We start from the raw sequence: 6,000 nt of genomic DNA on the forward strand, positions 1-6,000 counted from the left end.
CGCCTGCATGCAACGACGCGACTTCATCCGCAATGCCTCCCTGGCCCTGGCCGCCTTCGGCCTGCCGTCACTGCCGGCCTGCGCGGCCAGCAAGAGTGGCCAGCTTGGGCTGCGCCGGCTTGGCCAGCCGCAGCCGTTCGATTTCGCCACCCTGAAGGGCCAGGCGCGCGCGCTGGCACAGGCGCCGTACCAGAGCCACAAGCGGGTGCTGCCGGGCAAGCTGGAGGCGCTGGACTGGGATCAGTACCAGTCGATCGGCTACCGCCAGGACCATGCCCTGTGGGCCGACCAGCCGGGAAAATTCCAGGCCAAGTTCTTCCATCTGGGCCTGTACTTCCATTCGCCGGTGCGCATGTACGACGTGGTCGACGGCAAGGCGCAGGAACTGGCCTATGACGGCGCTGCGTTCAACTACGGCAAGAGCGGGTTGAAGAACGGCGAGCTGCCGGCCGACCTCGGCTTTGCCGGGTTCCGACTGAACACGCGCAAGGACACCGACCGCGATTTCGCCGCGTTCTTGGGGGCCAGCTACTTCCGCGCCGTGGGCAAGGAAGGCCAGTACGGCCAGTCCGCGCGCGGCCTGGCCATCGACACCGGCATGGGCAAGCCGGAGGAATTCCCGGACTTCATCGCCTATTACCTGGAACAACCTGCGGCCGACTCGGACACCATCATCGTCTACGCGCTGCTGGATTCGCCCAGCGTGGCCGGTGCCTACCGCTTCGCCGTCACCAACGGCGACGTGCTGCTGATGGACATCGACAGCGCGCTGTACCCGCGCAAGGCGATCGAACGCCTCGGCATCGCGCCCTGCACCAGCATGTACCAGGTAGGCGAGAACGACCGCCGCATGGGCTGGGACTGGCGCCCGGAGATCCACGATACCGACGGCCTGTCGTTGTGGACCGGCGCTGGCGAATGGATCTGGCGGCCGCTGCTGAACCCGCGCAACCTGCGCTTCAACATGTTCGTCGACCGCAATCCGCGTGGCTTTGGCCTGCTGCAGCGTGACCGCAACTTCGATCACTACCAGGACGACGGCGTGTTCTATGAGAAGCGCCCGTGCCTGTGGGTGGAGCCGAAGGGCGACTGGGGCGAGGGCTCGGTGCAGCTGGTGGAGATTCCCACTGTCGATGAAACCTTCGACAACATCGTGGCCTTCTGGAACCCGAAGGAAAAGCCGCAACCGGGCCAGGAACTGCTGGTCGGCTACCGGCTGTACTGGGGCGCACAGCCGCCGGCGCATACGCCGCTGGCCCACTGCGTGGCCAGCCGCACCGGCCTGGGCGGGGTGATCGGCAAGAAGCGGGAGTATTTCTCGTGGCGTTTCGCGGTGGACTTCGAAGGCGGCGAACTGGCCGGCCTGATCGACAAGGCCGACGTCGAAGCGGTTGTCGAAACCAGCCGTGGCCGGGTGGAGATCGTCTCGGCGCGGCCGTTGCGCGAGATCAAGGGCTACCGCGCGATGTTCGACCTGGTGCCGCCGGAGGGCAGCACCGATCAGATCGACATCCGCCTGTACCTGCGCAGTGGCGGCAAGACCCTCACCGAAACCTGGCTGTACCAGTACACCCCGCCGCCGGCCGGTGCGCCGGAGCGCACGCTGTACTGAGTGGATGCAGGGTGCCGGCTGGCCGCCGGCACCGCTGGGTCACGGCTTGCCGTCGATGGGCGCTGGAGGTGGCGTCTGGGTCGGCAGGCCGACTTCCACGGTGCCGCGACGGATCTTCATCCAGTTCTCGTCTTGCCACCGCTGATACCGGTCTGGATCCCAGTACGTGGGATCGTAGAGGCGATCGGCTTTGATGGTTCGGCTTACGCCTCCATCCATGTAGACGATGTCCACGTTGTTGGACAACGAGCCGGTCCGGCTCCCCGTCATCGCACGCTTGCCCCGCTGCAGTTCCGCGGCCAGGCGTGGGCGAGCCGCCGCATCGCCGTACTCATCGCGCAGCCGCAGCGCCTGCGCACGCGCGATATCGTGCTGCTCCAACGGCAGCGCTGCCCAGTACTTGTCGCGCAGCTCGAGCATCAACGGGTATCCGCGCTCGGCTGCGACATCCATCCACGCAAAGGCCATGACCGGGTCGGCAGCACGTTTGACACCGTACCAGTACATCTCGCCCAGCAGGCCCTGCGCAGGCTTGTCGGCATAGCGGGCCGCCTTGCGGAAGTTGTCCATCGCCGCTTCGGCATCGCCGCGGTGCAGCGCATCCATGCCCCACTGCCGGAATTTCATGTCTGGATGTCCGTCCAGAAATCCGGCGCCCAGCAGTGCGGCATCATCCAGCGGAGCGGCGGGCGCCTGGCCGGAGGCGACGGCAAGTACAGGCAGCAACAACAGCGGCATCAACAGCAGGGCGGAACGCATGGCGGACATCCAGTTCGGCAGCAGACGTTGCCGCAGCCTAGGCACGTAGCCGTCTACTTGTAAACGGCTGGACGTCACGCCCTACAGCGGCAGCGGTGCCTGCGCCGGATCGATACGGCCCTCGCCCCGGGTGATCTTCTTGAACTCGGCGCGGCTGACCGAGACGTAGCGCTCGTTGCCGCCGATCTCCACCTGCGGGCCGTCCTGCACGGCATGGCCGTGCTCGTCCACGCGCACGGTCATGGTCGCCTTCTTGCCGCTGTGGCAGATCGTCTTGATCTCCTGCATCTCGTCGGCCCAGGCCAGCAGGTACTGGCTGCCCTCGAACAACTCGCCGCGGAAATCGGTGCGCAGGCCATAGCACAGCACCGGGATGCGCAACTGGTCGACCACCTCGCTGAGCTGCCAGACCTGACTGCGGCTGAGGAACTGTGCCTCGTCCACCAGCACGCAGCCCAGCGGCCCGTTGGCCTGCAGATCCTGCGTGACCCACTGCTGCAGGTCGGTGTCGCGTTCGAAGGCCATGCCGTCGGCGCGCAGGCCGATCCGCGAGGCGACCACGCCCGCGCCGGCACGGTCGTCCAGGCGCGGGGTCAGGATCGCCACGCGCATGCCGCGCTCGCGGTAGTTGTGCGCGCTCTGCAGCAGGGTGGTGGTCTTGCCGGCGTTCATCGCCGAATAGTAGAAATAGAGCTTGGCCATCGGCCGATTGTACGACGCCACCCGGCACCGGCCGAAGCCGTTCAGCAAGCCCACCGGCCGGCGGCTGTGGCTGCCATCAACGCCCGCTACAATCCCCACCCAATGCACGGTCTCAATCCCCCCCAAGCTGCCGCCGTCCTCCACATCGAAGGACCGCTGCTGGTGCTCGCCGGCGCCGGCAGTGGCAAGACGCGCGTGATCGTGGAGAAGATCGCCCACCTGATCGGCTGTGGCCGCTACCCGGCCAAGCGCATCGCCGCGATCACCTTCACCAACAAGTCGGCCAAGGAAATGCGCGAGCGCGTGGCCAAACGCCTGCGCGAGCAGGATGCCGATGAAGTGACCATCTGCACCTTCCATGCGCTGGGCCTGAAATTCCTGCAGATCGAGCATGCCGCGGTCGGGCTCAAGCGCGGTTTCTCGATCTTCGATGCCGATGACGCGGCCGCGCAGATCAAGGACCTGATGTACGGCGCCAAGCCCGACGACATCGAGGACATGAAGAACCTGGTGTCGCGCGCCAAGAACGCCGGACTGTCGCCGGAGCAGGCGATGGCCGCTGCGCGCAGCAATCGTGAAAAGGAAGCGGCCGGCATCTACGAGCGCTACCAGTTGCGCCTGAGCGCGTTCAACGCCGTCGATTTCGATGACCTGATCCGGCTGCCGGTGCAGATCCTGGAAGAGAACCCGGACATCGCGCTGGCCTGGCGCGAACGCATCGGCTACCTGCTGGTCGACGAATGCCAGGACACCAACGATGCCCAGTACCGCCTGCTCAAGCAGCTGGCCGGTGACAAGGGCAACTTCACCTGCGTGGGCGATGACGACCAGTCGATCTACGCCTGGCGTGGCGCCAACCCGGAAAACCTGCAGCAGATGGGGCGCGATTACCCGGCCCTGGAAATCATCAAGCTGGAGCAGAACTACCGGTGTTCCAACCGCGTCCTGCGCGCGGCCAATGCGCTGATCGCCAACAATCCGCACGAACACCTGAAGAAGCTGTGGAGCGACCAGGCCGATGGCGAGCGCATCCGCGTGTGGGAGTGCCGCAACAGCGAACACGAGGCCGAGAAAGTCGCCGCCGAGATTGCGTTCGTGGCGCAGACGCGCAACGTGCCGTGGAGCGATTTCTGCATCCTGTTCCGCGGCAACTTCCAGTCGCGTCCGCTGGAAAAGGCGATGCAGCTGCTGCGTATCCCCTACCACCTGACCGGCGGCACGATGTTCCTGGAGCGCCAGGAAGTGAAGGACACGCTGGCGTGGCTGCGGCTGCTGGTGAACCCGGACGATGACACCGCCTTCCTGCGTGCGGTGCAGTCGCCCAAGCGCGAGGTCGGCGCCGGCACCCTGGCCAAGCTGGCCGAACTGGCCTCGGAAAAGGACATGCCGATGGCGCAGGCCGCCGAAGCGATCGGCGCGCTGCAGCAGCTGCCACCGCGCGCGGCCAACAGCCTGGCGCGCTTCACCGACATCCTGCGTGACCTGCGTGCGCAGACGCGACAGATCAGCTCCGGCGACATGATCCGCAAGGTGGCCAAGGAATCGGGCCTGCTCAGCGAGCTGCGCCAGCAGGCCAAGGAAGAAGCCAGCTACCAGCGTCGTGCCAACAACATCGAAGAGCTGGCGCAGTGGTTCGAGGGTGGCCCGCGTGGCGCCACTGCTGCCGATCTGGCCGGCCAGCTGGCGCTGTTGTCGCGCAGTGACAAGGACGAGGGTGGCAACCAGGTGCGGATGATGACCATGCACGCCTCCAAGGGCCTTGAATTCCCGTACGTGTTCATCGTCGGCTGCGAGGATGGCGTGCTGCCGCACCAGGTCAGCCTGGACGAGGGCAATCTGCAGGAAGAGCGGCGCCTGCTGTACGTGGGCATCACCCGCGCCAAGATCCAGCTGTGGATGAGCTACAGCAAGCTGACCCGCAAGTTCGGCGAGCACGTGCGGTTGAAGCCGAGCCGCTTCTTCGACGAGATTCCGGCCGAGGAGATCCAGCGCGATGGCGCGGATCCGGTGGCGGATGCGGCGCGGAAGAAGGAACGGGCGACGGCGGGGTTGGCGGCGATCGAGGCGTTGTTCGATTGACCGGCGAACGGCGCAGCCCCTCGTGGCCGTTCGCGGTGCATGTGTGCTTGGCCGGGTAGATGGGCTGCGCAGGGGACGCTGCAAGTACGTCCCTGTAAGCTCGGTCGCCGCATCCATGCGGCTCACGCCCCTGCGCAACCCATCTACCCGGCCTTGGACAGGTTCCGTGCGCGTCAGCCACGGAAAAGAAAAAGAAGATCAAAGGCCACGGCAACAGCCGGGGGCTGAGGCACAATCGGAGCTTCTGGCTGGAGGTTTGTCCGTGCACCCGATTGAAAGCGAGCGCCTGCGTCTGCGGGCCATTGAACCGGACCGTGATGCGGCACCGATGCTGGCCCTGCTCAATGATCCGGGCTTCGTGCGGTTCATCGGTGACCGCAATGTGCGCGACGAAGCGCAGGCGCGCGAGTACATCGCCCTGCGGGTGCTGCACAGCTATGCGTTGAATGGCTTCGGCATGTATGCGATCGAGCGGCTGTCCGATGGTGCGTGGCTGGGCAACGCCGGGCTGGTGCGGCGGGATGGGTTGCCGGCGCCGGATATCGGCTACGCGGTGCTGTCGGAATTCGTCGGGCAGGGCTATGCCAGCGAGGCGGCGCGGGCGGTGTTCAATCACGCGCGCACGGTGCTGGGCCTGCAGGATCTCTACGGCATCACCGATCTGGACAACGTCGCCTCGGCAAAGGTGCTGCTGGGCCTGGGCATGCACGAGCGCGGGGTCATCCAGCTGCCGGGCATCGACAGCCCCAGCCGCCTATACGCCACGCTCGGCGCGGCCGAGGTTTGATCGTGGTGGGGGGGGCCCCCGGGGGGGGGCGCAACAGGGGCACCCCGCCGCCCCCCCCGGC

At 66.5% G+C, this 6,000-nt stretch carries 5 protein-coding genes; 3 read left to right on the forward strand and 2 right to left on the reverse strand.

Translation table 11 applies throughout. From position 1 onward, the window contains the following. The first annotated feature begins 7 nt into the window (after positions 1 to 7). Positions 8 to 1,612 (forward strand): OpgD/OpgG family glucan biosynthesis protein, encoded by a 1,605-nt coding sequence (locus AC13GI_RS11555; protein ID WP_482996322.1) that lies wholly within the window; start codon positions 8 to 10, stop codon positions 1,610 to 1,612. Between the two features lie 39 nt (positions 1,613 to 1,651). Here AC13GI_RS11555 and AC13GI_RS11560 read toward each other — a convergent pair whose 3' ends face one another. Continuing rightward, positions 1,652 to 2,449 carry an SEL1-like repeat protein gene (locus tag AC13GI_RS11560; protein WP_243379974.1) on the reverse strand — a complete coding sequence of 266 codons (798 nt, stop codon included), beginning with the start codon at positions 2,447 to 2,449 and terminating at the stop codon, positions 1,652 to 1,654. Positions 2,450 to 2,452: 3 nt separating this feature from the next. After that, positions 2,453 to 3,073: a thymidine kinase gene (locus tag AC13GI_RS11565; RefSeq protein WP_099819678.1), complete on the reverse strand. Its 621-nt coding sequence runs from the start codon at positions 3,071 to 3,073 to the stop codon at positions 2,453 to 2,455. A 102-nt stretch (positions 3,074 to 3,175) separates the two neighbouring features. Here AC13GI_RS11565 and AC13GI_RS11570 point away from each other — a divergent pair, with 102 nt between their 5' ends. Next, positions 3,176 to 5,152: a UvrD-helicase domain-containing protein gene (locus AC13GI_RS11570; RefSeq protein ID WP_099819465.1), complete on the forward strand. Its 1,977-nt coding sequence runs from the start codon at positions 3,176 to 3,178 to the stop codon at positions 5,150 to 5,152. A 262-nt stretch (positions 5,153 to 5,414) separates the two neighbouring features. Further along, on the forward strand, positions 5,415 to 5,939 hold the full coding sequence (locus AC13GI_RS11575) for a GNAT family N-acetyltransferase (RefSeq protein WP_099819466.1): 525 nt from the start codon (positions 5,415 to 5,417) through the stop codon (positions 5,937 to 5,939). Positions 5,940 to 6,000: the final 61 nt, after the last annotated feature.

Source organism: Stenotrophomonas sp. 82F1, assembly GCF_056861525.1.

Excerpts from the sequence above, each read along its gene's own strand:
- AC13GI_RS11555 (WP_482996322.1), top strand. The coding sequence starts at position 8 with ATGCAACGACGCGACTTCATCCGCAATGCCTCCCTGGCCCTGGCCGCC.
- AC13GI_RS11565 (WP_099819678.1), bottom strand. The coding sequence starts at position 3,073 with ATGGCCAAGCTCTATTTCTACTATTCGGCGATGAACGCCGGCAAGACC.
- AC13GI_RS11570 (WP_099819465.1), top strand. The coding sequence starts at position 3,176 with ATGCACGGTCTCAATCCCCCCCAAGCTGCCGCCGTCCTCCACATCGAA.